The organism is Streptomyces sp. V4I2 (genome assembly GCF_030817655.1).
GTDB lineage: Bacteria > Actinomycetota > Actinomycetes > Streptomycetales > Streptomycetaceae > Streptomyces > Streptomyces plumbiresistens.
Genome location: NZ_JAUSZM010000003.1, coordinates 4712425 through 4736288, shown reverse-complemented (window position 1 = coordinate 4736288; position 23864 = coordinate 4712425). Strand labels below are relative to the sequence as shown.

The following is a 23864-nucleotide window of genomic DNA, read 5'->3' as shown; positions in this document are numbered from 1 at the left end:
CTTTCCTGTGGTGGGCCCCTACCCATCAGTACGGAGCTGCTCTACTCTCCCCATTGCGCCAGTGTTCACTGGCGGAGTTCAAGGCGATGCGTGGAGGCTTCGGGATGGCCGAGCACGAGCACGAACATGTCCGGGTGGCGGTGATCGGGTCGGGGTTCGGCGGACTCGGGGCCGCCGTACGGCTGCGGCGCGAGGGTGTCACCGACTTCGTCGTCCTGGAGCGGGCCGGCAGTGTCGGCGGCACCTGGCGGGACAACACCTATCCGGGGTGCGCCTGCGATGTGCCGTCCCACCTGTACTCGTTCTCCTTCGCGCCCAACCCCGACTGGCCGCGCACCTTCTCCGGACAGGGACACATCCGCGCCTACCTGGAGCACGTCGCCGACGTCTTCCGGCTGCGCCCGCACATCCGCTTCGACTCCGAGGTCAAGACGATGACCTGGAACACGGACCGGCTGTGCTGGGACATCGAGACGGCCGCCGGCCCGCTCTCCGCGGACTTCGTCGTCTCCGCCACCGGCCCGCTGTCCGACCCGCGCATCCCGGACATCCCGGGGCTCGACACCTTCCCCGGCAACGTCTTCCACTCGGCCCGCTGGGACCACGACTACGACCTGCGCGGCAAGCGGGTCGCCATGGTCGGCACCGGCGCCTCCGCGATCCAGATCGTGCCGGCCGTCCAGCCCCTCGCCGCGAAGCTCACCCTCTTCCAGCGCACCCCGCCCTGGGTGCTTCCCCGCGTCGACCGGGCGATCACCGGGGCCGAGCGCCGGCTGCACCGGCGGCTGCCGGTGACCACCCAGCTCCGGCGCGGACTCCTGTGGGGCATCCGGGAGTTGCAGGTCCAGCTGTTCACCAAGCGCCCCGACGAACTGGGCCTGGTCGAGACGGTGGCCAAGCGGAACATGGCCCGCTCCATCAAGGACCCGGCCCTGCGCGCCAAGCTGACGCCCGGCTACCGCATCGGCTGCAAGCGGATCCTGCTGTCCAGCGAGTACTACCCGGCGCTCGCCAGGCCCAATGTGGACGTCGTCGCGAGCGGCCTGAGCGAGGTCCGCGGCCGGGCCGTCGTCGCCGCCGACGGCACCGAGGCCGAGGTCGACGCGATCGTCTTCGGTACGGGCTTCCACGTCACGGACATGCCGATCGCCGACCGGGTGGTGGGCGCGGACGGGCGTACGCTCGCCGAGGCCTGGGCGGCGGGCGGGATGGAGGCGCTGCGGGGCGCCTCGGTGCCCGGATTCCCCAACTGGATGACCGTCATCGGGCCCAACACCGGTCTCGGGAACTCGTCCATGATCCTCATGATCGAGTCGCAGCTGAACTACATGGCCGACTACGTACGGCAGTTGGACGTCCTCGGCGGCCGGGTCGCCCTCGACGCCCGCCCGAGCGCCCTGCACGCGTGGAACCGGCGGGTGCAGGAGCGCATGAAGCGCACGGTGTGGAACACCGGCTGCGAGAGCTGGTACCTGGACGCCAACGGCCGCAACACCACCATCTGGCCGGGAACCACGACCGAGTTCCGGCGGGTGACGCGGCGGGTGGACCTGAGCGAGTACGAGGTGCTGCGGACGGAAGCCGTGAAGAAGGCCGAGGTCAGCGCATGAGCCGCCTTCTCCACGTCTCCTCCGGTCCCTACGCCCCGCCCGTCCCCGCCCGCGAACTCACCGCCGTCTCCGCCGACGGCGCCCGTCTGCACGTCGAGGTGCACGGACCCGAGGGTGCGCCGGCCGTCGTCCTCGTCCACGGCTGGACCTGCTCGACCGCCTTCTGGGCGGCCCAGATACGGGAACTGGCCACCGACCACCGCGTGATCGCCTACGACCAGCGCGGCCACGGACGCAGCCCGGCGAGCCCCGCCTGCAGTACGGACACACTCGCCGACGACCTCGAAGCCGTACTGGAAGCGACCCTCGCGCCGGGGGAGAGGGCCGTGATCGCCGGTCACTCCATGGGCGGCATGACGGTGATGGCTGCCGCCGGGAGGGCCGGTGTCCGGGAGCACGCGGCGGCCGTCCTGCTGTGCAGCACGGGCTCGTCACGGCTGGTCGCCGAGTCGCTGGTGATACCGATCCGGGCGGGCCGGCTGCGGACCGCGCTGACCAAGCGGCTCCTCGGCTCGCGCGCCCCGCTCGGGCCGGTCACGCCACTCGCCCGGCGGATCCTCAAGTACGGGACGATGGGCGCCGGTTCGGCCCCGCACATGGTCGAGGCGTGCGCCCGGATCGTGCACGCCTGTCCGCGCAAGGTGCGGCACGCCTGGTCGGAGGTGCTCGGCCTGCTCGATCTCGACCACGGCGTACGGGCGTTGACGGCACCGACGGCCGTCCTGGTCGGCTCGGCCGACCGGCTGACACCCCCGGTGCAGGCCCGCGCGCTGGCCGCCGCACTGCCCGCCTGCCTGGGCCTCGCCGAACTGCCCGGCATCGGCCACATGACACCGGTCGAGGCGCCCGAGCCGGTCACCGGGAAGATCCGTGAACTCGTCGCGACGTACGCGCACATCAAGGAGGGCGCATGACCGGGGTCAGCCTCGAAGGACAGGTCGCCGTCGTCACCGGAGCCGCGCGCGGCGTCGGGGAGCTGCTGGCCCGGAAGCTGTCCGCGCGCGGCGCGAAGGTGGCGCTGGTCGGCCTGGAGCCGGACGCGCTCAAGCAGGTCGCCGAGCGGCTGCACGGCGACAGCGCCCACTGGTACGCCGACGTCACCGACCACGAGGCGATGGCCCGGGTCGCCGAGGAGGTCAAGGAGCGGTTCGGCAAGGTGGACATCGTCGTCGCCAATGCGGGTGTCGCCACCGGCGGTCCCTTCGTCGACTCCGATCCCGTGGCCTGGCGGCGGGTGATCGAGGTCAACCTGATCGGATCGGCGGTGACCGCGCGGGCGTTCCTGCCGGTGCTGATGGAAAGCCGCGGCTATCTGCTGCAGATCGCCTCGCTGGCCGCGATCACGCCGGCGCCGATGATGACGGCGTACTGCGCGTCCAAGTCGGGCGTGGAGGCGTACGCGCACAGTCTGCGCGGCGAAGTCGGCTACAGGGGCGTGCGGGTGGGAGTGGCGTACCTCTCGTGGACCGACACCGACATGGTGCGGGGCGCCGATCAGGACGACGTGATGCGGGAGTTGCGGCAGCGGCTGCCGTGGCCGTCGAACAAGACGTATCCGCTGGGGCCGGCGGTGGACCGGATCGTCGCCGGGATCGAGCGCCGGTCGAGCCATGTGTACGGCCAGTGGTGGCTGCGCGGGATGCAGGGGGTGCGCGGGTATCTGCCCGCGGTCGTCGGAACCGTCGGACAACGGGAGATGCGGCGGTTCGCCACCCGGCTGGAGGGCATCCGGACCGGGCTCGTCGGTGCAGGTGGGGCGGCCGATGAGGAGGCTCGCGCTACGCACCGTGACTGATCGACATGCGTGCGGTGACCGCCCGTGTGAATCTGGTCGAGGCCCCGCCAAGGGGCCCCAGACACCACCCACCACGGGAGTGAACCCACATGGGTATGAAGGACAAGTTCCAGGACAAGTCGGAGCAGTGGCAGGACCAGGCCAAGCAGAAGGCGCAGCAGGCCCGCGAGAAGGGCCAGGAGCGCGGCCAGGAGCCTGGCCGGGAGCGTGGCCGCCAGGGGCAGGACCCCATGCGTGAGCGTGACGAGGAGACGGAGCGGATGCGGCGCGAGGAAGAGGACCGCCTCGCGCAGGACTATGACGCGTAACCGCTGCGCTCGGCTTTAGCCGCTGACGTGGGGTGCCCTTCTTTTGGGAGGGTGCCCCACGTTTTTGCTTGCGTTGTTGGGTGCGTTGTCGGGTGCGGGTCGGTGGGGGCTGGTCGCGCCCACGCGGCGGAGCCGCATATCGATACAGCCCCGCGCCCCTAAGGGAAGCTGCCCTTCCCCCGATCAGAGGCGCGGGGGCAAATTGGGCCTTGCGTGGTTCGGGACGTTCGAGTGATCCGGGGGGGTTGCCGGGGGGTTGGTGTCCAAGAGGTCCAGGGCGAGTTTCACCGCGTCGTCCAGTTGGGCGTGGCGGCCCTCTGCCCAGTCCAGAGGGGTGCGTTGGACTTCGAGGTCGGGGGTGACGCCGTGGTTCTCGACGGACCAGCCGTACGCGTCGAACCAGGCCGCGTTCATCGGCACCGTGATCACCGTGCCGTCGCCCAGTTGGTGGCGGCCGGTCATGCCGACGACTCCGCCCCAGGTGCGCTGGCCGACGACCGGGCCGAGTTTCAGCAGCTTGAAGGCCGCCGTGATCATGTCGCCGTCCGACGCGGTCGCCTCGTCGGCCAGGGCGACCACCGGGCCGCGCGGGGCGTTGGAGGCGTACGACACCGGCTGGGCGTCCCGGGTCAGGTCCCAGCCCAGGATGCGGCGGGTCAGTTTCTCCACGACGAGTTCGCTGATGTGGCCGCCGGCGTTGCCGCGTACGTCGACGATCAGGGCGGGCCGGGACACCTCCATGCGCAGGTCGCGGTTGAACTGGGCCCAGCCGGAGCCGCCCATGTCGGGGATGTGCAGATAGCCGCAGCGTCCGCCGCTCAACTCGCGTACGACGGCCCGGCGTTTGGCCACCCAGTCCTGGTAGCGCAGGGGGCGCTCGTCGAGGAGCGGGACGACCGCCACGCGCCGCGCCCCTCCCTCGCCCTGGGCCGGGGCGAACGTCAGCTCCACCGTCGTACCGCCCGCTCCTGCGAGCAGGGGGTAGGGCCCGGTCACCGGATCCACCGGGCGGCCGTCGACGTGGGTGAGCACCGCGCCCTCCCGGATGCCCGTGCCGGCCAGCGGTGAACGTGCCTTGGAGTCGGAGGACTCGCCGGGCAGGATCCGCTTGACCATCCAGCCGTCGTCCCGGCGGACGAAGTTGGCGCCGAGGAGGCCCTGGCGGCGCTGGTAGTGCGCCGGGCCCTCGTTGCGGCGGGCGGCGGAGACGTAGGCGTGCGAGGTGCCGAGTTCGCCGAGCACCTCGCGCAGCAGGTCCGCGAACTCGTCGGGGGAGGCGACCCGTTCGACCAGCGGACGGTACTGGTCGAGCACCGCGTCCCAGTCGATGCCGCACATGCCGGGTTCCCAGAAGTAGGCGCGGATGAGCCGGCCGGCCTCGTCGTACGCCTGGCGCCACTCGGCGGCCGGGTCGGCCTCGTGCAGGATGCGCCGTGAGTCGATCCAGACCGTCGAGTCGCTGTCGCCGATCTCGTTGGAGGGCACCGCCCGCAGGTCGCCCTCGTCCACGACGACCAGCCGGGAGCCGTCGCCGCTGACCGCGAACCAGTCGAGGTGCTCGACGAGTTCGGTCTTCTTCGCCTTGGTGATGGTGAAGAACTCCAGGGTCGGCCGGCCGCTGGTGTCGTCCGGGTTGGCGAAGGTCTCGCCGAGCGCTCCCGAGATCGGCCAGCGCAGCCAGACCAGGCCGCCGCCCGCCACCGGGTACAGCGCCGAGTACTTGGAGGCGGTGACCGGGAAGGGCGTCACCCGGTTCGCCAGGCCCTCGACCTCGACGGTCACCGTGCCGTCGCCGCCCTCGTCCTCCTCCACCGGGTCCAGGCCCCCGGCGGCGGGCCGGCCCTCCGGGTTCAGTGCGAAGGGGGAGGGCGTGGCGGAGGACAGGGGGACCAGGTACGGGCGGCAGCCCAGCGGGAAGGACAGGTCGCCGGTGTGCACGTCGTAGACGGGATCGAAGCCGCGCCACGACAGGAACGCCAGATAGCGGCCGTCCCTCGTGAACACCGGGTTCTCGTCCTCGAAGCGGCCGTTGGTCACGTCGACGATCAGGCGGTCCTTTATCCGCGCCATCTTGATCTGGCGCAGCGACCGTCCGATCCCCGGGTGCGACCACGTCAGCCACGCCCCGTCCGGCGAGAAGGCGAGGTCGCGCACCGGCCCGTTGATCGAGCGGATCACCTCGGTCACCTCGCCGTCGGAATCCTCCGTGCCCGCGGCGGTAGCCGCATCGTCGGACACGGTGATGAGCAGCAGCCGTCCGTCGTGCGAGGCGATGGCGAGGCGCTCGCCCTGCGGGTCGGAGACCAGCTCCAGCACCCGCCCCAGCTCGCCGGACGCGAGCCGCCGGGGCTCGCGGTCCCCGGTTGCCCTGGGGAGGTAGGCGACCTCGATCGCGTCCTCGCCCTCCGCGTCCGTCACGTACGCGACCTGGCCGACCGAGCCGAGCATCTCCGGGAGCCGGACCCGCACGCCCGGGGTGTCGGTGATGGTGCGGGCGGGCCCGTCACGATGGGTCAGCCAGTACAGGCTCCCGCGCACGACCACGGCGCTCGCGCGGCCCGTCTCGTCGACCGAGATGCCGTCCAGGTGTTGGGTGGCCGGGACCTGGTACGTACGGCGTCCCGCGCGCGGCCCGCTCAGCCGTACGTCGAGCCGGCGGGGCACCGAGTCCGCGGCGAGGTCGTCGACGATCCACAGGTCGCCGGCGCACTGGTACACCACCCGGGTGCCGTCGCTCGCCGCGTGCCGGGCGTAGAAGGCGTCGTGGTCGGTGTGGCGGCGCAGGTCGGAGCCGTCGTACGCGCACGAGTAGAGGTTGCCGATGCCCTCGTGGTCGGAGAGGAAGGCGATCCGGCCGCCGACGAACATGGGGGAGTGGAGATGGCCCTGGAGGTCGGCCAGCAGCCGCTCGCCGTGCAGCCACAGCCTGCCCGTCGCCCCGCCGCGGTAGCGCTTCCAGGCGGCCGGTTCGTGGGGTGGGGTGCCGGTGAGGAGCAGGGTCCTGCGCTCGCCGTCGAGGTCGGCGACCTGGATGTCGGAGACCGGGCCCCAGGGGAGCTTGCGGCCGGGGTCGCCGTCCGGATCGACCTTGTAGGCCCAGGTGAAGTACGAGAAGGGCTCGCCGTGCGAGGCGACGGCGAGGATCGTCCCGTTCGGGGTCCAGCCGCAGACCTGGGTGTCGGCGGACCCCCAGTGGGTGAGTTGCCGGCCCGGCCCGCCGTCCACCGGCACCAGATGGATCTCCGGGACCAGACTGCGCCAGCTCGTGTACGCGAGATGGCGGCCGTCGGGGGAGAAGCGGGGGTGGCCGATTTTGGTGCGGTCGACGGTGAGCCGCCAGGCGCGGCCGGGACCGTCGAGGGGGGCCAGCCACAGGTCGTCCTCGGCCACGAAGCACAGCAGTTCGCCGCTCAGATGCGGAAGGCGCAGATAGCTCACCTCCCCATGCTTTTCCTCCGGATGGACCCGGGCAACTTATGAAAAAATCCGGGCGCAGTCGCCTCGCGTGACGCGCAACACGAACGAAACAGTTTCGTTTCGCTGGAGAGTGCGCTACATTCGTCACGTACGAAACCGTGTCGTTCGGAGTGGGAAGGTGAGACGGATGGCTGAGGTCGCAACGGTGCGTCGCAGTCGGATCACGCCCGAGCGCGAGGCCGAGCTGTACGCGGCCGTGCTCGAACTGCTCCGGGAAGTCGGCTACGACGCCCTCACCATGGACGCCGTCGCCGCCCGTACGCGATCCAGCAAGGCGACCCTCTACCGCCAGTGGGGCGGCAAGCCCGAGCTGGTCGCGAAGGCCATGAAGCACAACAAGCCGGGTTCCATCGGCGATGTCGACACCGGCTCCCTGCGGGAAGACTTCCTCACCCTCGTGTCACGCGAGGACGACTGCACCATGGAGCGGAACTCCGACCTGATGCGGGCGCTGGCCATGGCGGCGCACTCGAATCCGGATCTCATGCGGGCGCTCAAGGAGCTGCTCGTCGAGCCGGAGATGAGTGAGTTCCACCGAGTCGTGCAGCGCGCTGTCGACCGTGGTGAGCTCCGGGCGGACTGCCCCGCGCTCGAGTACGTCGTACACATGCTGATCGGCGCGTTCGCCACCCGCACGCTCATCGACGAGCTGCCCCCCACGCAGGAATTCCTGCGTTCGTACATCGACGCCGTCGTCCTCCCCGCCCTCGGCGTCCCCACCACCTGAGACCTCCCCGCAGTCACCACCTGACGTCACCGCTCAAGTCGTCGGGACGATCACGCCTGCCCCCCAGCGGGCCGATCACCCCTTCCCTGCACCACACACGACCTGACCGGGAGTACGCCCTCGTGGCCACGTTCCTCTACAAACTCGGCCGGCTCGCCTTCCGGCGACGGCATTTCGTCGCCCTGATATGGGTCGCCCTGCTGACGCTCGCGGGCGTCGGCGCGGCCTCCGCGCCCGCTCCGGGCACCACCTCCTTCTCCATCCCCGGCACCGAGGCGCAGAAGGCCTTCGACCTGCTGGAGCAGCGTTTCCCCGGCGCCAGCGCCGACGGGGGAACCGGGCGCATCGTCTTCAAGGCACCCGACGGCGAGAAGATGACGGACGCCGACAACAAGGCGATCGTCGCGAAGACCGTCAAGGAACTGAGCGACGGCTCCGAGGTCGTCTCCGTCACCGACCCGTTCACGACGAACGCCGTCAGCAAGGACGGCACCGTCGCCTACACCTCGGTGAAGTACGACGCCCCCGGCATGGAACTGAAGGACACGACCCGGGACGCCCTGGAGGCGGCCGGCGACGAGGCGCGGGCCACCGGGCTGACCGTCGACATCGGAGGTGACGCCCTCCAGGCCGCGGCCGAGCCGGGGGCCATCGGTGAGGTCATCGGCCTCGCCATCGCCGCGGTCGTCCTCGTCATCACCCTGGGCTCGCTGGTCGCGGCCGGACTGCCGCTGCTGACCGCGATCATCGGTGTCGGCATCGGCGTCTCCACCATCACCGCCCTCGCCAACGCGCTCGACCTCGGCGACACGACCTCCACGCTCGCGCTGATGATCGGCCTCGCGGTCGGCATCGACTACGCGCTGTTCATCGTCTCGCGCTACCGGGGCGAACTGGCCGAGGGCCGCGACCGCGAGGAGGCGGCAGGCCGGGCCACCGGCACCGCCGGCTCCGCGGTGGTCTTCGCCGGTCTCACCGTCGTGATCGCCCTCGCGGGCCTCTCGGTCGTCGGTGTCCCGATGCTCACCAAGATGGGCCTCGCGGCGGCCGGCACGGTCGTGGTCTCCGTCCTCATCGCGCTGACCCTCATCCCGGCGCTGCTCGGGTACGCGGGCAAGAAGGTCCGGCCGGCGGGCGAGAAGCGCAAGCGGCGTGGCGGCGACCCGTCCGAGGCGCCCGAGAAGTCCGCGGCGCAGGCCAAGCCCGGCCTGGGCGTGCGCTGGGCGAGCTTCGTCATCCGCCGTCCGGTCGCGGTGCTGCTGCTCGGCGTGGTCGGTCTGGGTGCGATCGCCGTCCCGGCCAGCCGGCTGGAGCTGGGCCTGCCCGACGACGGCTCGCAGCCGACGTCCACGACGCAGCGCCGGGCGTACGACCTGCTGTCGGAGGGCTTCGGCCCCGGCTTCAACGGCCCCCTGATGATCGTGGTCGACGCGAAGAACAGCGACGACCCCAAGGCGGCGGCCACCACGGTGACCGACGGGATCAAGGGCCTCAAGGACGTCGTCACGGTCACCCCGGCGACGTTCAACAAGGCCGGCGACACCGCGACGATCACCGTGATCCCGGACTCCAAGCCGTCCTCGGTGCAGACCGAGGACCTGGTGCACGCCATCCGTGACCAGGGCGCCGACGTCAAGGCCGACACGGGCGCGAAGGTCCTGGTCACCGGCACCACCGCGATGAACATCGACTTCTCGCAGAAGCTCACCGACGCGCTGGTCCCGTACCTGGCCCTGGTGGTGGGCCTCGCCTTCCTCCTCCTGATCGTGGTCTTCCGCTCCGTCCTGGTCCCGCTGAAGGCGGCCCTCGGCTTCCTGCTCAGCGTGCTCGCCGCGCTCGGTGCCGTGGTCGCGGTCTTCCAGTGGGGCTGGCTCGCCGGCCTGATCGGCGTCGAGGAGACCGGTCCGATCATGTCGATGATGCCGATCTTCATGGTGGGCGTCGTCTTCGGTCTCGCGATGGACTACGAGGTCTTCCTCGTGACCCGCATGCGGGAGGCGTACGTCCACGGCGAGTCGCCGAGCCAGGCCATCGTGACCGGTTTCCGGCACAGTGCCCGGGTCGTGGCCGCCGCCGCCGTCATCATGATGGCCGTCTTCGGCGGCTTCATCAGCTCCAGCGAGTCGATGATCAAGATGATCGGCTTCGGCCTCGCGATCGCCGTCTTCTTCGACGCGTTCGTCGTCCGCATGGCGATCGTCCCGGCGGTGCTCGCGCTGCTCGGCAAGAAGGCCTGGTGGCTCCCGAGGTGGCTGGACCGCGCCCTGCCCAACGTGGACGTGGAGGGCGAGGGACTGCGCACGCAGGACGACCTGAAGAAGGTCGGCGACGCGGATCCGGACGAGGACCGGGAGCTGGCGCGCGTCTGACGTGTCCGGCTTCCGCCGCTCGACCAGCCGGTGAGGGCTCCGTGGGGACGGGGCGCCCTCACCGGCTTTTCCTCGTCTCGGGCCGGGGGAGTTTCAGCCCAGTGGCAGTCTCAGCCCAGTGGCAGTCTCAGCCGAGCGGGGTGTCGAGGAGCTCGGTCAGGGTGCGCTTGAAGTCGTCGGTCCGCGGGTCGCCCAGCCCGCCGAGCGGGGCGAGCAACTGGCCGAGCAGCAGTTGTACGGCATCGATGGCGGGCCGCACGGTGGTACGGCCCTCGTCGGTGAGCGCCAGGCGCACGACCCGGGTGTCCTCGGCGTCCCGGGTACGGCGGACGAGCCCGGCCGCCTCCAGAGAGCGGGCCAGCTTCGACACGTACAGCGCCTCGAGCCCCGTGTGGTCGGCGAGCTCCCGCTGACTCGGCTGCCGGCCCGAGCGTTCCATCCCGCTGAGGGAGGCCAGCAGGACGTACTGGGCGTGAGTGAGGTTCAGGGGCGCGAGGGCCTGGTCGACGGCGGTACGCCACTTGTTGGCGAGGCGCCAGACGAGGTAGCCGGGCGTGGGGGAGGGGGCCTTCGGTGCGTCACTCACAGCGGATACGGTACATGGCTACCTTTATTGAGGATCAGGGCCTGTCGCGCGCCCGAGGTAGGTGACCTCCGTCGACTCGCCGCCCGGCACCTCGATCTCGTTGAAGCCGAGGCGGTCGTAGAAGGACCGGGCGGAGGTGTTGGCGGTGAGCATGGAGAGGTGCACGGCCGGTACGCCCTTCGTGCGCAGGGCGCCGAGGAAGGCCTCCATCAGCGCCCGCCCGTACCCCCGCCCCTGCCACTCGGGGAGCAGGTCGATGTGGAGATGGGCCGGGTAGGCGGCGACCTCCGGGACGAGCATGCGTTCGGGGTGGTGGAGGAGGGGGACGATCTCGTCGTCTGGGCTGCGGGGCGGCGTCCTCGGCTCCGGGTACCGGTCGGCGACCAACGGCAGCCACTTCGCCCGGTAGTCCTCGACGAAACGGGGCGTGTCCGCGGTGCCGAGGATGTAGCCGACGGCTTGCCCGCGACCGTCGTCCAGGACGAAGGCCAGCTCCGGCTCCAGGTGGACGTACGGTGCCGCGAAGATCGCCGGGAAGATGCTGGGGTCGGCGTGGTGGGGGCGGCTGTCCTGGCCGACGTGGGCGGTGCGGACGCAGATGTCGTCGAGGGCGGGGCGGTCGGCGGGGGCGTAGGGGCGTATCTCGGGTGTGGGTATGGGTGCGGGTGTAGGTGTGGGTGCCGAAGTCATCGTCGTACGGTGCTTGGTTGGGCAGTGCTCTTGCAAGCCTGTTCACTCCGGCCGACAGCGGTTCGCTTCTTGGCACAGCACTCGAAGAGGCCCCTAGGGTTGCCGAGTGACTGAACACCAACATGCCGCCCCCGCGCCCGACCCCCACCTGCCCATGCTCACCGTCCCTCAGGCCGAACGGCTGAGAGGGCTCGCCCTCGACCACTTCATACGGCAGGGTCTGCGCCCGACGGTCGACGGCGGGGCCGTCGTGCACAGTGACGGCCATGTCAGTCCGCTGACGTCGCTCGCGCAGAGGTGCCGGGTGATCGCGGAGGAGAACTGGCCGGAGGTCGTCGAGCAGCACTTCCGGAGGATGGAAGGCGCGGGGCAAGGGGGCGAAAGCGCCGAGGAGTTGCTGCGGCACAGTCGTCTGCGGCTGCTCCCCGACGACGCCCTGGCCGACATGGCCGACGGGTTCCGTTACGCGCGTCCCGTCGCCGAAGGGCTCCTCGCCGTGCTGGCGCTGGACGCCCAGGACACCGTACGGATCCTGAGCGACACGGATGTCGAGCGGGCCGGGGCCGAGGAGTTGTGGGCGGCCGGGCGGGCGAATCTGCTGGGCGAGCCGGTGGAGTACGAGGAGATGGACGGGCCGTCCGGCGCCGCCCTGCACTCCGTCCACGGCGACTCCCACTTCGTCGCGGCCAAGGCGCTCGTGCTGCCCGAGCTGGTGCGGGCGCTCACCGGGCGGGAGTTGCCGGAGAACGGGGCCCTCGTCGTCGTACCGACCCGGCATCTGCTCGCGTTCCATCCGATCGTGGACGGCACGGTCGTGGACGCCGTCAACGAGCTGGGTGCCTATGCCCTCGGCGCCTATCAGGACGGGCCCGGCTCGCTCAGTCCCCGGCTGTACTGGTGGCATCAAGGGCGGCTCGTCTGCCTCACCGCCTTCGACCACGAGACCCGCTCCATGTCGGTCGTACCGCCGCAGGAGTTGATGGACCTGATGAAGCGGCTTCGGGGCGGGCAGAGTGCCGTGAGCACCGAGAGCGCCAAGGCGGAGTCCCCCTTCGCCGCCGCCCTCACCCGTGCCTACGACGCCTGCGCCGCCGACCCCGACGCCGCGAAACTGGAGACCTGGGAGGCCTGGGTCGCCGCCATGCAGGCCGGCAGCGCGCTCTTCGAGGGCGGGGCCGAGCAGCCGTACGCCGACGCCCGTGCCTGGCTGGACGCCTTCTTCCTCTCGCTGGTCTGCCGGGAGAGCGAGCGGCTGGACCGGCTGAGCCAGGTGCCCCTGGAGGACCTGCGGCGGGTCACCCCGGACACCGACGACTACCTCTTCCACTGGATCGGCACCCTCCAGCACTACTGGCTCAGGCAGCCGATGGATGAGCTCGTGCCCAAGCTGGTGGCCACCATGGAGTCGTCCCACCCGCACGTGGCGACCCGCACCCCGGCCGACTTCCTGAACTTCGTCGACTACCAGCCGGTCGCCCTCTTCCACCGCCTCGTCACCAACAACCGCGAGGCCTTCGCCGAGGTGCTCGGCGAGGCGCTCGACCACCACGAGCGGTACTGGAACAAGGCGGCGAGCGACCCGCGCGGTCGGGTGGCGCTGGGGCCCCTCGCCATGGCCTGCTTCGCGTACGACGGGGACTTCCCGGTCGACACCGGCTCGCCGTACCTGCCCAAGTACCTTCTCAACCGCGCCTGGTACGGCGAGTTCCCGACCTGACGCACAGGTGGGGGGACGACGGGCCGTAACCCGGTCGCATGCCCCGTACACGCACCGCTAGCGTGCCGTACATGACGACAGCCGCCACTGACAACGAGGGCTCCGGAGCCCACCCCCGTTTCGCCGAAGCCCTGCGCGAGCTCGGCCTCGACGACCTGCATCCCCGCATCCGGCGCTTCCCGGACGCCACCCGTACCGCCGCCGAAGCCGCGGCGGCGCTCGGCTGCGAGTTGAGTGAGATCTGCAAGTCGTTGATCTTCGCGGCGGACGGGGTACCGGTGCTGGTGCTCATGGACGGGGCCTCCCGGGTGGATCTGGACCTGGTCCGTGAGGCGCTCGGCGCCGACAAGGTCACCCGGGCCAAGGCGGACGTGGTGCGGGAGACCACGGGGTATGCGATCGGGGGCGTGCCGCCCTTCGGGCACCGCACCAGGACGCGGGTGCTCGCGGACCGGTCGCTGCTCGACCACGAGGTCGTGTGGGCGGCCGCCGGCACCCCGTACACCGTCTTCCCCATGCAGCCCAAGGATCTTGTCGCCCACGCCGGAGCCACCCTGGTGGACGTGCGCGAGCGCACCTCGTGACGCCCCTGGTCACCGCGGCCGTGCTGCTGGCCGCGGTGACGCACGCCAGCTGGAACGCCATCGCGCACCAGATCACCGACAAGCTCGTCGGGTTCACGCTGATCGCGGGCGGGGGATCGCTGATCGGGCTCGCCATGATGCCGTTCGTGCCGGTTCCGGCGGCGGGGGCGTGGCCGTATCTGATCGTCTCGGCGGTCATCCACCTCGCCTACTACGTGCTGCTGATGAGGTCCTTCCGGCTGGGCGACTTCGGGCAGGCGTATCCGATCGCGCGCGGCACCGCGCCCCTCGTGGTCACCCTGCTCGCCGCCGTCTTCGCCCACGAGGTGCCGGACGGCTGGGCGGCGGCGGGCATCGCCTTCTCCTGCGCGGGGCTGACCGGCGTCGCCCTGTGGGGCATGCGCGGCCGCCGCCCGAACTGGGCGGCGATCGGGGCCGCCTTGGCGACCGGCCTGACCATCGCCGCGTACACCGTCGTCGACGGGTTGGGGGTCCGGGCCTCCGGGTCGTCCCTCGGGTACATCGCCTGGCTGATGGCGGTGGAAGGCGTGGCGATCCCGGCGTACGCGCTCTACCGCTGGCGCGGCCAGTTCGTCCCCCTGCTACGCCCCTTCGCGGGCGTCGGGCTGCTGGGCGCGGCCCTCTCCGTCACGGCGTACGGGCTCGTCCTGTGGGCCCAGACCAAGGCGGAGCTCGCTCCTATCGCCGCGTTGCGCGAATCGTCGATCATCGTGGGCGCGGCCATCGGTGCCGTGTTCTTCAAGGAGAAGTTCGGAGCCCCGCGCATCGCCGCTGCGGGGCTCCTGGTCGTCGGGATCGGGCTGATGCTGCACGCGGGGTAGGGGCTGACAGCTGCCGAGCAGTGCATCAGTGCATCTCAGCATCTCTGGGCCAGTGTCGTGATGGCGTGAGGCTCTCCGGCTGGGACCGGTGGGTCATGGCGTGCCCTGCCTGGCGTGTGCCCGGGTCTTTGCCTCCGGAACGGGAACGGGAGTTCTCCCATCGAATGCGTGACCTCTGCGTGCGGTGCTCGTTGGGTGCGGTGAAGGAATCTTCGAACCGGGGGGAGGCTGCCGAGTGGGCGGGAAGTTCAGGGCGCGGCCCGGTTGCGTGGTGCAGGCCTACAGGTTCGCTCTCGATCCGAACGCCGCACAGGAGCGGGCGCTGCGCTCGCACTGCGGTGCCGCCCGCGCCGCCTACAACTGGGCCGTGTCCTGGGTGACCGCCACGTGGTGGCAGCGTAAGGCCGAAGCCACCTACGGCATCGGCGAAGAGGAGTTGACGCCGTGGCGGCCGTGGTCGCTGCCCGCGCTGCGCAAGGAGTTCAACCGGATCAAGACCACCGAGGCGAGATTCGCCGACTGGTGGCAGGAGAACTCCAAGGAGGCCTACAGCACCGGCCTCGCGAACGCGGCCGCCGCGTTCGACGACTACGCCAAGTCCAAGCAGGGCAGACGCAAGGGGTGCCGGGTGGGTGTCCCGCGCCGGAAGCCGAAACGGAAGGCCCGCCTGGCCTGCCGGTTCACCACCGGCACGATCCGCATCGAGCCGGACGGCCGGCACGTCACTCTGCCCCGCCTGGGCACGATCCGCACCCAACGAACCCACGTCCAAGCTCCTGGCCCGCGTCCAGGCCGGCACGGCGCGCATCCTGTCCGCGACCGTCCGGCACGAGCGCGGGCGCTGGTTCGTCTCCCTCCAGGTGGAGACCGCCCGGGAGATCACCCGCGTTACCCGCCCGGACAGTGCGGTCGGGATCGACCTCGGCGTCAAGCACCTCGCCGTCCTGGCCGACAGCTCGGGTGAGATCCGCTACGAGCCGAACCCGAAACACCTGGACGGAGCGCTGAAGCTGCTGAGGTTCCACGACCGCAGGACCGGCCAGAAGCCGTCGAAGCGGTGGGAGAAGGCCAACGCCGAGCGCAACAGGATCCACCACCGGGTGGCGAACCTGCGCACCGACGCACTGCACAAGCTCACCACCCGCGTACGCGCCGAGTACGGCACCGTGGTGGTCGAAGACCTCAACGTCGCCGGAATGCTCCGCAACAAGCGACTCGCCCGCCGCGTGGCCGATGCCGGGTTCGGGGAGATCCGGCGTCAGCTCACCTACAAGGGCCGACGAAACGCCTGCCGCACCATCGTGGCCAACCGCTGGTACCCCTCCTCCAAGACCTGCTCGAACTGCGGCGCGACGAAAGCCAAGCTGCCGCTGCACGTGAGAGTCTTCGACTGCGACGAGTGCCCGCTTGTGATGGACCGGGACGAGAACGCAGCCCGCAATCTGGTCGCCCTCGCGGCGGCCTGCACCACTGGTACCGGAGTGGCCGGAGACCAGGGTGGCGCAAGCCTGCCGCACCAGCGGCAGACGGAAACGAGAGACCGTCCTCAAGCCGAAGCCCTCACGTTTTGGTGATGTGACGGACCTTTCGGGCAGAAATGCCTGGAATGCCGAGAGCTGCTCAGGCTCTGAGCAACGGAGCCCGACTAGTCGCGAACGGGCTGGAGGAGCACCCTGGAATCAGGTCTTCCGGAGGTGATCGTCATGATGCACAGCGCTGTGGGATGGCACATCGAGCTCGAGTTCCAGGAGGATGACTCGCACACACGGGCGGCCGCGATGGTGCGCCTGCCAGACGGCTCGGAAGTACGCACGCGAGGACACGCCACCCGCCACCACACCGACGCGAATCAGCCGAGGGTGGGGGAGGAGGTCGCCGCCGCCCGCGCTTTGAACGAACTGGCCATGCAGCTGCTGACCAAGGCGCACGACGAGATCGACCAGGCGTCCGGCCGGACCTCCCACCCGATCCACGTCTGAGCCGCTACGGCCGCTACGGCCGCTACGGCCGCTATTGTCCTACGACGACGCTCCGCACCGCCCTGACCAGCGCCTGCGCCCGCGGGTCCGCCGTCACGGTCTTGCGGAAGCCGTTCGTCACATAGCCGAGGGCGATGCCGGTCTCCGGGTCGGCGAAGCCGAGGGAGCCGCCGCGGCCCGGGTGGCCGAAGGAACCCGGGCCGAGGAGCGGTGACGCGCTGCCGTGCAGCATGTAGCCGAGGCCGAAGCGGGTGCCGACGACGAGGACGCGGTCGGGGCCCGCCGATTCCTCGGTCCGGGCCGCCTCCATGGTGGCCGGGTCGAAGAGACGGATGCCGTCGACCTCGCCGATCAGGGCGGCGTAGACGCGGGCGAGGCCGTCGGCGGTCGCGATGCCGTTGGTGGCGGGCAGGGCGGCCGCCCGGTACGCCGGGGCGTTCTGGTCGGGGAAGGGCGTGATCGCGGCGAAGGCGCGGCGGGTGAGGGAGTCCGGGTCGGCGTAGGCCTCGGTGACCGCGCGCTTCGGGCGCACGCGCAGGGCCGCCCCGGTGGAGGGCTCCGGTGTCTCCAGGCGGCCCACCCGGCCCGTCCGGCCGGCGGCTTCCTCTGCTTCCGGCAGGCCCAGCCACAGGTCGGCGCCCAGCGGTCCGGCGATCTGGGCCGCGATCCACTCGCCGGCCCACAGGCCGGTCACGCGCCGCACCAGTTCGTCCAGCATCCAGCCGTACGTCAGCGCGTGGTAGCCGTGGGCGGTGCCGGGCTCCCAGACGAGGGCCTGGGCGGCGACCGCCTCGGCGCCCCGTGCCGGGTTCAGCGCCTCCTCGGGCGTGAGCGGACGGTCCAGGACCGGGAGGCCGGCGCGGTGGTTCAGTACGTGCCTGACCAGGACCCGTTCCTTGCCGCGTGCCTTGAACTCGGGCCAGTACTCGCCCACGGGCGCGTCCAGGTCGAGCAGCCCGCGCTGGTGCAGCAGCAGCGGTACGGCGGCGGCGACGCCCTTGGTCGCCGAGCGCACGATCTGCGCGGTGCCGCGCCGCCAGGGCTCGGTGCCGTCGACGTCCCTGGTACCGGCCCACAGGTCGACGACCCGGTGCCCGTCCCGGTACACGGCCAGGGCCGCGCCCCGGTCCCCGAGCGCCTCGAAGTTCCGTACGAACGCTTCCCTGACCGGCTCGAAGCCCTCGGCGACTGTGCCGTTCACGTCCACGTGCGTACTCCTCGTCTCGCCGGGTGCGTCTCGCTCCGGGGTTTTCCCCTCACCTCAGCCAAGCAGGACCGTCACGTCGATGTTCCCGCGGGTCGCGTTCGAGTACGGGCAGACCTCGTGCGCCGCGTCCACCAGCTTCGCCGCGATGTCCGCGTCGAGGACCGGGAGCGAGACGCTGAGGGCGACCGCGAGGCCGTAGCCGCGCTGCTTGTTGGGGCCGAGGCCGACCTTCGCGGCGACCGTGGAGCCGGTCAGGTCGTAGCCCGACCGGCGGCCGACCAGCACCAGCGCGTTGTGGAAGCAGGAGCTGTAACCGGCCGCGAACAGCTGCTCCGGGTTGGTGCCGTTGCCGTCCCCGCCGAGTTCCGGCGGCATCGCGACCTTCAGCTCGATCTGCCCGTCCTGACTGGTGACATAGCCGTCCCGGCCGCCGTGCGCGGTGGCCTCGGCGACGTACACGATCTTCGTCGGACGGGTGTCGACGGAGACGGCGGTGCTTTCGACGGTCTCTTCGATCACGGCAGAACCTCCCCCAGCAAATACATTGTGCACAAGGTACCGGCCAGTAGTCCTGCCTTCCACGACCGGGGGCGGCAACCGCGGGTAACGCGATGTCAGCGGGGTGAGGTCAGGGGGGTGGGGTCAGCGGGCGCGCTCGGCCGCGGCCTCCGCCCGGTCCGCGAGCCGCCACAACTCCTCGCGCAACCGCGCGATCTCCGCGCCCTCCAGCTCCGTCGCCGTGAGCAGGGCGCCGGGTACGCGCGCCGCGCGCTCCTTGAGTTCCTCGCCGCGTCCCGTGCACGCGATCAGCACCGAGCGCTCGTCGCTCTCCGAGCGCTCCCGGCGTACGAGCCCCGCGCTCTCCAGCCGCTTGAGCAACGGCGACACCGTGCCGTAGTCCAGGCGCAGCGCGCCCGCGAGTTCCTTGACCGTGATCTCGCCGCGCTCCCACAGCACCAGCAGCACGAGGTACTGCGGGTAGGTGAGGCCGAGGTCCTCCAGGAGCGGCCGGTACGCGGCCGTCACCGCGCGCTGGGCGGCGTACAGCGCGAAGCACAGCTGGTCGTCCAGCAGCAGCGAGCCCTCGACCCCGGTGTCCTCTTGGTTCGTCACGGGCCCATTGTCAGGGACGGCTCTCGATCGCCGGCACCCAACGCGGATCGAAACCGAACGGCAGCTCCAGCCGGTGCGCGCGCATCAGCGCGTCGTCGGCGAGGAGCTCGGCCGTCTTCCCGTCGGCGGCGATGGTGCCGTCGCTCAGGATCAGCGAGCGCGGGCACAGTTCCAGGGCGTAGGGCAGGTCGTGGGTGACCATGAGGACGGTCACGTCCAACGACCGCAGGATGTCGGCCAGTTCGCGGCGGGAGGCGGGGTCGAGGTTGGAGGAGGGCTCGTCGAGGACGAGGATCTCCGGCTCCATCGCCAGCACGGTCGCGACCGCGACCCGGCGCCGCTGCCCGAAGGAGAGGTGGTGCGGGGGCCGCTCGGCGAAGTCCTGCATGCCGACCCGCCGCAGCGCCACCAGCACCCGCTCCTCCAGTTCGGGCCCCTTCAGCCCGGCCGCCGCCGGACCGAACGCCACGTCCTCGCGCACGGTCGGCATGAACAGCTGGTCGTCCGGGTCCTGGAAGACGATGCCGACCTTGCGCCGGATCTCGGCCATGTGCTGCCTGCCGACGGGCAGCCCGGCGACCCGCACCGTGCCGGTGCCGCCGCTCAGGATGCCGTTGAGGTGCAGCACCAGGGTCGTCTTGCCGGCGCCGTTCGGCCCGAGCAGCGCGACCCGTTCGCCGCGCGCGATGGAGAAGTCCACGCCGAACAGCGCCTGGTGTCCGTCGGGATAGGCGAAGGCGAGGCCCGAGACCTCGAGAGAAGCGGTCACAACGTCCATCCCAGCAGACATACGACGAGGGCGGTGAGGGGGAGGGTCAGCGCGTACGACCACTGGGCCCGGGACGCGGTCACCTCGTCGATGACCGGCATCGAGCCGGCGTACCCGCGGCTGATCATGGCGAGGTGCACGCGCTCGCCGCGCTCGTAGGAGCGGATGAAGAGGGCGCCGGCGGACTTGGCGAGCACGCCCCAGTGCTTGACGCCGCTCGCCTCGAAGCCCCGCGACTCCCGGGCGATCCGCATCCGCCGCATCTCGTCCGCGATGACATCGCCGTAGCGGATCATGAAGGAGGCGATCTGCACGAGCAGTGGGGGGAGTCTGAGCCGTTGCAGGCCGAGGAGCAGTTCGCGCAGTTCCGTGGTGGAAGCCAGCAGTACGGACGCGGCGACGCCCAGGGTGCCCTTGGCGAGCACGTTCCAGGCGCCCCACAGGCCGCTCACGCTCAGCTGGAGGCCCAGTACCTCGACCCGCTCGCCCTCCGCCACGAACGGCATCAGCACCGCGAAGGCGACGAACGGGACCTCGATCAGCAGCCGCTTGAGCAGGAAACCGGCGGGCACGCGGGCCGCGTACGCGACGCCCGCCAGCAGGACGGCGTACAGGCCGAACGCCCACATCGCCTCCCGCGGGGTCGACACCACGACCACCACGAAGGCGAAGGTCGCCGCGAGTTTGGTGTGCGGGGGCAGGCCGTGCACGGGGGAGTGCCCGTGCCGGTAGAGCCTGTGCGCGTGCCCGGCGCCCACGTCAGACGCCCGTGCTCACGGGAGAGGTGTCGTCGGTACGGCGCCTGCGCACCGCCCAGAACACCGTGCTGCCCGCGACGACCGTGACTCCCACGCCGATGACGCCCGCCAGCCCCCCGGACAGGCGGGCGTCATCGACATCCTTGACGCCGTAGTCGGCGAGCGGGGAGTCCGCGTTCGCGTGCTCCTCGGCCTTCTCGTCGATGCCCTTGTCGGCGGCGACCTTCTCCAGGCCGTCGGGGTTCGCGGAGGCGTAGAAGCTGACGAACCCGGCGAGGACGAGGGAGGTGACCAGGCCGGCGGCCCACACCGTGCGGTGGGACCGGGCGGCGACGGGCACCGGTTCGGCGTCCGGTACGTCGACCAGCTCGCCGTTGACCCGCAGCTTCAGCTTCTGCTGGAGGCCGCGGGCGCCGTACACGAGGTCCGGGCGGACGGCGATGACGGCGCCGACGGTCAGCGCGGTGATCGCGGCCTCGCCGATGCCGATGAGGATGTGCACGCCGACCATGGCGGTGGCGACCTTGCCGATGGAGATGTCGGTGGTGCCGCCGAGCCAGTAGAGGAAGGTGAAGGCGAGGGCCGCGGCCGGCACGGAGATCAGGGCGGAGACGAAGGAGGCGACGGTGATGGAACGCCGCTTGCGGGGCAGCACCTTCACGAGTCCGCGGAACAGGACGTAGGCGACGACCGTCGTGACGACGCCCATGACCGTGATGTTCACGCCGAGCGCGGTGAGGCCGCCGTCCGCGAACAGGATGCCCTGCATGAGCAGGACCACGGCGATGCACAGGACCCCTGTGTAGGGGCCGACGAGTATGGCCGCGAGGGCGCCGCCGAGCAGGTGTCCGCTGGTCCCCGCGGCGACGGGGAAGTTCAGCATCTGCACGGCGAAGATGAACGCCGCGACCAGGCCGGCCAGCGGCGCGGTGCGTTCGTCCAGTTCACGGCGGGCTCCGCGCAGGCTCACCGCGACGGCGGCCGCGGCGACCGCTCCGGTCGCTACGGACATGGGGGCGTCGATGAATCCGTCAGGCACATGCACCGTTCGATGATAGTGGCTTGTTGCGAACAGCTTGCAAGAGAGATGCGGAACGAACAGCCAAGAGCGGTCATGAGCAAGCTGTTCGGCCCCAGGGGCGAAATCCGGGAAACATGCGACGCTGGAGGGGGAGTGGATGCACAGCTTCCGCATAGGTTGCACAGCGTGAGAGGCCCGTCACGATGTCTGTAGTCGAACAGTACGCGCGAGCCCACATCGTTTCGGACGCGGACATCGTGGAGGACGAAGCGGTCCCGGTGATCCTGCGCTACGACCCCGAGACCGACCCGCGCTCGGTCAGGATCGGGCTTCCCAGCACCCACGACGAGTGGACCTTCTCGCGCTCGCTCCTCGAACAGGGCCTGCGGGCACCGGTCGGCAGCGGAGAGGTCCGCGTGTGGCCGTGCGGGCGGGTGCAGGCCGTGGTCGAGTTCCACTCCGCGCAGGGCGTCTCGGTGGTGCAGTTCGAGACGAAGGCACTGCTCAGGTTCCTGCGGCGGACGTACCTGGCCACGCCCGTGGGACGCGGCGAGTCAGCCGCCCAGCTTCAGCAGTGACGCCACGATCGGGCCGGCCGTCTCGCCGCCGTGGCCGCCCTGCTGCACCACGCCCGCGGCCGCCAGGTCGCCCCGGTACGCGGTGAACCAGCCGTTCGGCTTCTTCTGGCCGTCGACCTCCGCCGAGCCGGTCTTCGCGCCGACGTTCCCGGTGACCCCGGACATCGCCTCGGCCGCCGTGCCGTAGGCCGCCGTGTACGCCATCAGCTCCCGCAGCTGGGACAGGGTGCCCGCGGACAGCGTGCGCGAGGCCTTCGCCAGCGTGCGGTCGTCGACCGTCGGGGACACCAGGTAGGGCTGCCTGAAGCTGCCGGACTCGATGGTCGCCGACACCGACGCCATGTTCAGCGGGTTCATCCGGACCCCGCCCTGCCCGATGAGCGAGGCCGCCATCTGGGCCGCGCTCTGCACCGGCACCGAGCCGTCGAAGGACGGCACGCCGATCGCCCAGTTGTTGAGCCCCAGGCCGAACACCTGCTGGGCCTGCTTGGTCAGGTCGTCGTTCTCCAGCTCGGGCGCCTGGCTGATGAAGGCGGTGTTGCAGGAGCGGGCGAAGCTCGCCTTGAAGGTGGCGTCCTTCATCTCGAACTTGTCGTCGTTCTGGAACTTCCAGCCGCCGTAGGTGAAGTACTTCGGGCACGGATGCGCCTTGTCCGCCGACGCCAGGCCCTTGTCGATCAGCAGCGTGGAGGTGATGACCTTCATCGTGGAGCCCGGGGCGAGGGAGCCCTGGAAGGCGGTGTTGAAGCCGTGGGAGGCGTTCGCGACGGCGAGGATCTCGCCGGTGGAGGGGCGCATGACGACGACCGACGACCGCGCCCTCTTGGCCACCTGCGTCTCCGCGGCCGCCTGGAGCCTCGGGCTCAGGGTCGTCTTCACGGTGCCCGGCGTGCCCTTGCTCAGCTCGAGCAGGGTCTTGTCGGATGCCTTCGACGATTTCGCGGACTTGGCGCGGACGACCCGCAGCTCGATGCCCGCCTTGCCGCCGGCGGTCTTGCCGTACTTCTCGCGCAGTCCGTCGAGGACCAGGCCCAGCGACGGGTACGTGGCCTTTGTCAGCTCGCCCCCGTCCCGGTCGACCGCCTTGATCGGCGGGGTCCCGGACTCGCCGGTGACCAGGGTGTCGCCGTCCTGGAGGTCGGGGTGGAGGACGGCGGGCTGCCAGTCGACGACGGGCTTTCCGTCGGTGGTGCCGCGGACGACCGTCAGCGCGCTGTCGTACGTCAGCGGCTTCTCGACGCCCTTGTACGACACCGTGCCCTTCACGGCGAAGGGCACCTTGTCGCCGGTGCGGGCGCCCGCGGTGAGCGTGACGCCCTTGATGTGGGCGTCCTTGGTGTAGCCGGTCAGCGAGGTGGTGGCCGACTTCGCGTCGTCCGTGGCGGCCGCCGCCGCGGCCACCTTGCCCTGCTGCCAGGCCGTGAGGAAGGTCTGCGCGGCGGTGGTGACCTCGGTCGCCGAGAGGGGCCCGGACGGGATGTCCTTCGCCTTCTCCTCGGCGGACGTCGTCTGCGTCCGGTCGTCGGCCGCCGCCCCGCCGCCGTACAGCGCGTAGACGCCGAAGCCGGCGCCGCCGACGACCACGGCGATCATCCCGCCGATCACGGCGGGTCTGGTCTTCCGTCGTCGCTCGGCGACGCGCCTTCTGTTACCCACAGCTTTCGATCCTCCGCACGATCCCCAGGGTCCCCGTTGCCCTCATTCCACCTCAACGACGACACCACCCTAGGGTCC

The 23864-nt window shown here is 70.9% G+C and carries 23 protein-coding genes; 13 read left to right on the top strand and 10 right to left on the bottom strand.

Translation table 11 applies throughout. From position 1 onward, the window contains the following. The first annotated feature begins 104 nt into the window (after positions 1 to 104). From QFZ76_RS22240 to QFZ76_RS22225, 4 genes are all read left to right on the top strand, one after another. Entirely contained in the window at positions 105 to 1610 is a 1506-nt protein-coding gene (locus tag QFZ76_RS22240; protein ID WP_307675393.1) for an NAD(P)/FAD-dependent oxidoreductase, read from the top strand. Next, positions 1607 to 2524, top strand: coding sequence for an alpha/beta fold hydrolase (locus QFZ76_RS22235; protein ID WP_307675392.1), 918 nt, complete (start codon positions 1607 to 1609; stop codon positions 2522 to 2524). The genes QFZ76_RS22240 and QFZ76_RS22235 overlap by 4 nt, the downstream gene beginning before the upstream one ends. Further along, positions 2521 to 3405: an SDR family oxidoreductase gene (locus QFZ76_RS22230; protein ID WP_307675391.1), complete on the top strand. Its 885-nt coding sequence runs from the start codon at positions 2521 to 2523 to the stop codon at positions 3403 to 3405. Before QFZ76_RS22235 ends, QFZ76_RS22230 begins: the two co-directional genes overlap by 4 nt. 89 nt (positions 3406 to 3494) lie before the next feature. After that, positions 3495 to 3713 carry a hypothetical protein gene (locus QFZ76_RS22225; protein WP_307675390.1) on the top strand — a complete coding sequence of 73 codons (219 nt, stop codon included), beginning with the start codon at positions 3495 to 3497 and terminating at the stop codon, positions 3711 to 3713. 183 nt (positions 3714 to 3896) lie between these two features. On the opposite strand, the gene QFZ76_RS22220 is transcribed toward QFZ76_RS22225, so the two are convergent. Beyond that, positions 3897 to 7151, bottom strand: a complete 3255-nt coding sequence (locus tag QFZ76_RS22220; protein WP_307675389.1) for a S41 family peptidase — start codon at positions 7149 to 7151, stop codon at positions 3897 to 3899. A gap of 166 nt (positions 7152 to 7317) precedes the next feature. On the opposite strand from QFZ76_RS22220, the gene QFZ76_RS22215 reads away from it, so the two are divergent. Together QFZ76_RS22215 and QFZ76_RS22210 are read left to right on the top strand one after the other, a co-directional pair. After that, positions 7318 to 7917 carry a TetR/AcrR family transcriptional regulator gene (locus QFZ76_RS22215; RefSeq protein WP_307675388.1) on the top strand — a complete coding sequence of 200 codons (600 nt, stop codon included), beginning with the start codon at positions 7318 to 7320 and terminating at the stop codon, positions 7915 to 7917. Between the two features lie 122 nt (positions 7918 to 8039). After that, positions 8040 to 10286 (top strand): MMPL family transporter, encoded by a 2247-nt coding sequence (locus QFZ76_RS22210; protein ID WP_307675387.1) that lies wholly within the window; start codon positions 8040 to 8042, stop codon positions 10284 to 10286. A gap of 127 nt (positions 10287 to 10413) precedes the next feature. Here QFZ76_RS22210 and QFZ76_RS22205 read toward each other — a convergent pair whose 3' ends face one another. Next, complete coding sequence (locus QFZ76_RS22205) at positions 10414 to 10872, bottom strand: MarR family winged helix-turn-helix transcriptional regulator (RefSeq protein WP_307675386.1); 459 nt, start codon at positions 10870 to 10872, stop codon at positions 10414 to 10416. Positions 10873 to 10896: 24 nt separating this feature from the next. Next, positions 10897 to 11562 carry a GNAT family N-acetyltransferase gene (locus QFZ76_RS22200; protein WP_307675385.1) on the bottom strand — a complete coding sequence of 222 codons (666 nt, stop codon included), beginning with the start codon at positions 11560 to 11562 and terminating at the stop codon, positions 10897 to 10899. Between the two features lie 106 nt (positions 11563 to 11668). On the opposite strand from QFZ76_RS22200, the gene QFZ76_RS22195 reads away from it, so the two are divergent. The 6 genes from QFZ76_RS22195 (at position 11669) to QFZ76_RS22170 (ending at position 16684) form a co-directional block, all read left to right on the top strand. Next, positions 11669 to 13279 (top strand): immunity 49 family protein, encoded by a 1611-nt coding sequence (locus QFZ76_RS22195; protein ID WP_307675384.1) that lies wholly within the window; start codon positions 11669 to 11671, stop codon positions 13277 to 13279. 71 nt (positions 13280 to 13350) lie between these two features. Continuing rightward, the gene (locus QFZ76_RS22190; RefSeq protein ID WP_307675383.1) at positions 13351 to 13863 is read left to right on the top strand and encodes a YbaK/EbsC family protein; all 513 of its coding nucleotides are present in this window, start codon (positions 13351 to 13353) and stop codon (positions 13861 to 13863) included. Beyond that, a complete protein-coding gene (locus QFZ76_RS22185) occupies positions 13860 to 14705 on the top strand; it encodes a DMT family transporter (RefSeq protein WP_307675382.1) in 846 nt (281 codons plus the stop codon). Before QFZ76_RS22190 ends, QFZ76_RS22185 begins: the two co-directional genes overlap by 4 nt. 271 nt (positions 14706 to 14976) lie before the next feature. Beyond that, a complete protein-coding gene (locus QFZ76_RS22180; RefSeq protein WP_307675381.1) occupies positions 14977 to 15669 on the top strand; it encodes a helix-turn-helix domain-containing protein in 693 nt (230 codons plus the stop codon). Further along, positions 15566 to 16279, top strand: coding sequence for an RNA-guided endonuclease TnpB family protein (locus QFZ76_RS22175; RefSeq protein ID WP_307675380.1), 714 nt, complete (start codon positions 15566 to 15568; stop codon positions 16277 to 16279). Before QFZ76_RS22180 ends, QFZ76_RS22175 begins: the two co-directional genes overlap by 104 nt. A gap of 129 nt (positions 16280 to 16408) precedes the next feature. Then, the gene (locus tag QFZ76_RS22170; protein WP_266438256.1) at positions 16409 to 16684 is read left to right on the top strand and encodes a DUF1876 domain-containing protein; all 276 of its coding nucleotides are present in this window, start codon (positions 16409 to 16411) and stop codon (positions 16682 to 16684) included. A 31-nt stretch (positions 16685 to 16715) separates the two neighbouring features. On the opposite strand, the gene QFZ76_RS22165 is transcribed toward QFZ76_RS22170, so the two are convergent. The 6 genes from QFZ76_RS22165 to QFZ76_RS22140 form a co-directional block, all read right to left on the bottom strand. Continuing rightward, entirely contained in the window at positions 16716 to 17891 is a 1176-nt protein-coding gene (locus tag QFZ76_RS22165; protein ID WP_307675379.1) for a serine hydrolase domain-containing protein, read from the bottom strand. A 54-nt stretch (positions 17892 to 17945) separates the two neighbouring features. After that, the gene (locus QFZ76_RS22160; protein WP_307675378.1) at positions 17946 to 18410 is read right to left on the bottom strand and encodes an organic hydroperoxide resistance protein; all 465 of its coding nucleotides are present in this window, start codon (positions 18408 to 18410) and stop codon (positions 17946 to 17948) included. A gap of 123 nt (positions 18411 to 18533) precedes the next feature. Continuing rightward, entirely contained in the window at positions 18534 to 19004 is a 471-nt protein-coding gene (locus QFZ76_RS22155) for a MarR family winged helix-turn-helix transcriptional regulator (protein WP_307675377.1), read from the bottom strand. Between the two features lie 10 nt (positions 19005 to 19014). After that, positions 19015 to 19794, bottom strand: coding sequence for an energy-coupling factor ABC transporter ATP-binding protein (locus QFZ76_RS22150; protein WP_307675376.1), 780 nt, complete (start codon positions 19792 to 19794; stop codon positions 19015 to 19017). Next, positions 19770 to 20531 (bottom strand): cobalt ECF transporter T component CbiQ, encoded by a 762-nt coding sequence (gene cbiQ, locus QFZ76_RS22145; protein WP_307675375.1) that lies wholly within the window; start codon positions 20529 to 20531, stop codon positions 19770 to 19772. The genes QFZ76_RS22150 and cbiQ overlap by 25 nt, the downstream gene beginning before the upstream one ends. Position 20532: 1 nt before the next feature. Further along, positions 20533 to 21576, bottom strand: a complete 1044-nt coding sequence (locus tag QFZ76_RS22140) for an energy-coupling factor ABC transporter permease (protein WP_307675374.1) — start codon at positions 21574 to 21576, stop codon at positions 20533 to 20535. 179 nt (positions 21577 to 21755) lie between these two features. On the opposite strand from QFZ76_RS22140, the gene QFZ76_RS22135 reads away from it, so the two are divergent. Continuing rightward, positions 21756 to 22130 (top strand): SsgA family sporulation/cell division regulator, encoded by a 375-nt coding sequence (locus QFZ76_RS22135; protein ID WP_307675373.1) that lies wholly within the window; start codon positions 21756 to 21758, stop codon positions 22128 to 22130. On the opposite strand, the gene QFZ76_RS22130 is transcribed toward QFZ76_RS22135, so the two are convergent. Further along, entirely contained in the window at positions 22107 to 23786 is a 1680-nt protein-coding gene (locus QFZ76_RS22130) for a penicillin-binding transpeptidase domain-containing protein (RefSeq protein ID WP_307675372.1), read from the bottom strand. The genes QFZ76_RS22135 and QFZ76_RS22130 overlap by 24 nt on opposite strands. Between the last annotated feature and the right edge of the window lie 78 nt (positions 23787 to 23864).

Bases quoted from the DNA above. Each gene is read 5' to 3' on its own strand.
- QFZ76_RS22190 (WP_307675383.1), top strand. From the start codon at position 13,351: ATGACGACAGCCGCCACTGACAACGAGGGCTCCGGAGCCCACCCCCGT.
- QFZ76_RS22170 (WP_266438256.1), top strand. From the start codon at position 16,409: ATGATGCACAGCGCTGTGGGATGGCACATCGAGCTCGAGTTCCAGGAG.
- QFZ76_RS22215 (WP_307675388.1), top strand. From the start codon at position 7,318: ATGGCTGAGGTCGCAACGGTGCGTCGCAGTCGGATCACGCCCGAGCGC.
- QFZ76_RS22225 (WP_307675390.1), top strand. From the start codon at position 3,495: ATGGGTATGAAGGACAAGTTCCAGGACAAGTCGGAGCAGTGGCAGGAC.
- QFZ76_RS22150 (WP_307675376.1), bottom strand. From the start codon at position 19,794: ATGTCTGCTGGGATGGACGTTGTGACCGCTTCTCTCGAGGTCTCGGGC.
- QFZ76_RS22240 (WP_307675393.1), top strand. From the start codon at position 105: ATGGCCGAGCACGAGCACGAACATGTCCGGGTGGCGGTGATCGGGTCG.
- QFZ76_RS22200 (WP_307675385.1), bottom strand. From the start codon at position 11,562: ATGACTTCGGCACCCACACCTACACCCGCACCCATACCCACACCCGAG.
- QFZ76_RS22135 (WP_307675373.1), top strand. From the start codon at position 21,756: ATGTCTGTAGTCGAACAGTACGCGCGAGCCCACATCGTTTCGGACGCG.
- QFZ76_RS22235 (WP_307675392.1), top strand. From the start codon at position 1,607: ATGAGCCGCCTTCTCCACGTCTCCTCCGGTCCCTACGCCCCGCCCGTC.
- QFZ76_RS22230 (WP_307675391.1), top strand. From the start codon at position 2,521: ATGACCGGGGTCAGCCTCGAAGGACAGGTCGCCGTCGTCACCGGAGCC.